The following is a 1,826-nucleotide window of genomic DNA, read 5'->3' as shown; positions in this document are numbered from 1 at the left end:
GACTATATGTCGAGAAATTACAAACAAGGAAAAGGCACTCCAAGTTGTAAATTACCTGTAGCAAAAAATCCAACTAATTACTTTAGGTTCAGTGTTATCTGTGACTACATGCAATGGCTCTGTAAAGTCTATTTGACTTTATCAAACGATAAAAATGTAGAATTAAAAATAAAAAATTTCATTACAGCGGTAAAAAGTAAAAGACCATCGAATGTAGACAGGTATAAAAAAGAGATACCAGATAAGGCTCTTAATCAAAAACAACTTGACTACTTATTTGATATTGTTAAACCGAACTCGGATAATAATCCATTTTCTTCCGAAGTGCAGAAAAGAAATCAATTAATAATGCTGTTGCTTTATTCATTTGGTATAAGAGCAGGAGAGCTTTTGAATCTAAGGATCAGCGATATTGATTTTGCACATTCTACTATTGCAATAAAAAGGCGAGCTGATGATAAGTCTGATCCACGAGTGAATCAGCCCCTCGTGAAAACATGCGAAAGGAAATTACCTGTTGGAGAGACCCTAATGGGAGAGATCTATAATTATATTATTGTAGAAAGAAACAAAGTTAAAAATGCAAAAGGTAATGATTTTCTTTTCATCACCAATAAATTAGGAAAAACAGTTGGAATGCCTTTATCAATGTCGGCATATCATAAAATCATCAACATAATTAGCAAGGCTCACCCAGAGTTAAATGAGTTAAGTGGGCATATGCTGAGACATACTTGGAACTATGAGTTTTCCAGAATGATGGATGAGAGGGATGAACCCTTTTCAGAGGAAAAGGAAGCCCAGATTCGATCTTATATTATGGGGTGGGTAGTTGATTCGGAAATGGCAAAAATATACAACGCAAGACATATCGTAGAACAGGCTCATAAGACCTCATTGGTGATTCAAAATGAATTTATGGAGAGAGCTATATGAATATTGTAAAACATCAAGAAGATAAGGTGTATTTAACCGCGAAGCAACCTGATTATTCATTTTGTATAAATGATGAGAAATGGGTGCTAGATCGTAATAACATAGTAAATGTTAGATATGTATCAAGATTTCTTCATCCAAAGTTAACTGAGGGATATATAAACACGCTTGCCTATTATGCCTGCAAGTATAGTCCAAGCTACGTTATAAAGATCAATAACAACATACATGATTTTATTAAGAAGATGACCCCTGCTTATATTGAAGAAACAGTTATTTTAAATTATAAAGATACACTGCCGAAACAAAGGGTTCAATATTTAGTCACACTGAGGAGTTTCTTCAAAACATGGTATTCATTGGGATATTACGGAGTTGATGAAAAGGTTATATCACTTTTCAATGTAATGAAGTTGAAAGTTAAAGAAGCAGGGGATGCGGTAAAAAATGAAAATCCTGAACAAGGCCCATTAACAGACCCTGAGCATTATACATTCAACAGGGCAATTAGAAATGCTTATGAATTCAATAAAATAAATTTATATGAATTTTCTTTGGCGCTGTTGGTAAGTTTTACAGGAAGAAGACCTGCGCAAATTACTTCACTAAAATTTAAAGATATTGTAAGAGAATTGACGATCAATGGCAAAGTTGAATATTACATGAATTTCCCTAGAATAAAGCAGGGGCTTGAGTTTAGAAAATCTTTCAGAAAGTTAATTCTTAGTGAATACATTTTTAATATTGTTCATGAGCAGGCTGTTTGACCTGCTCCCCGTTGATTAATACACCACGATGTTAGTAATGTCTTCATAAGCCACATGAGGACATCCCCATGAAGAAGCGTTTTTCCGACGAACAGATCATCAGTATCCTCCGCGAGGCTGAAG

Annotated in this window: 2 protein-coding genes; both read left to right on the top strand. The window is 34.3% G+C overall.

The window, feature by feature from the left end:
• A partial coding sequence (locus J1781_RS00645) for a tyrosine-type recombinase/integrase (protein WP_217233046.1) occupies positions 1 to 936 on the top strand: 936 nt, incomplete at its 5' end.
• The gene (locus J1781_RS00640) at positions 933 to 1,703 is read left to right on the top strand and encodes a hypothetical protein (protein ID WP_217233045.1); all 771 of its coding nucleotides are present in this window, start codon (positions 933 to 935) and stop codon (positions 1,701 to 1,703) included. The genes J1781_RS00645 and J1781_RS00640, both read left to right, overlap by 4 nt.
• The last annotated feature ends 123 nt before the right edge of the window (positions 1,704 to 1,826 follow it).

This window comes from Rahnella perminowiae, from assembly GCF_019049695.1.
GTDB lineage: Bacteria > Pseudomonadota > Gammaproteobacteria > Enterobacterales > Enterobacteriaceae > Rahnella > Rahnella perminowiae.
The sequence above is the reverse complement of the archived record's forward strand: the minus strand, read 5'-3'. Positions and strand labels throughout refer to the sequence as shown.

Coding starts and splice junctions, on each gene's coding strand:
- J1781_RS00640 (WP_217233045.1), top strand. CDS start 933: ATGAATATTGTAAAACATCAAGAAGATAAGGTGTATTTAACCGCGAAG.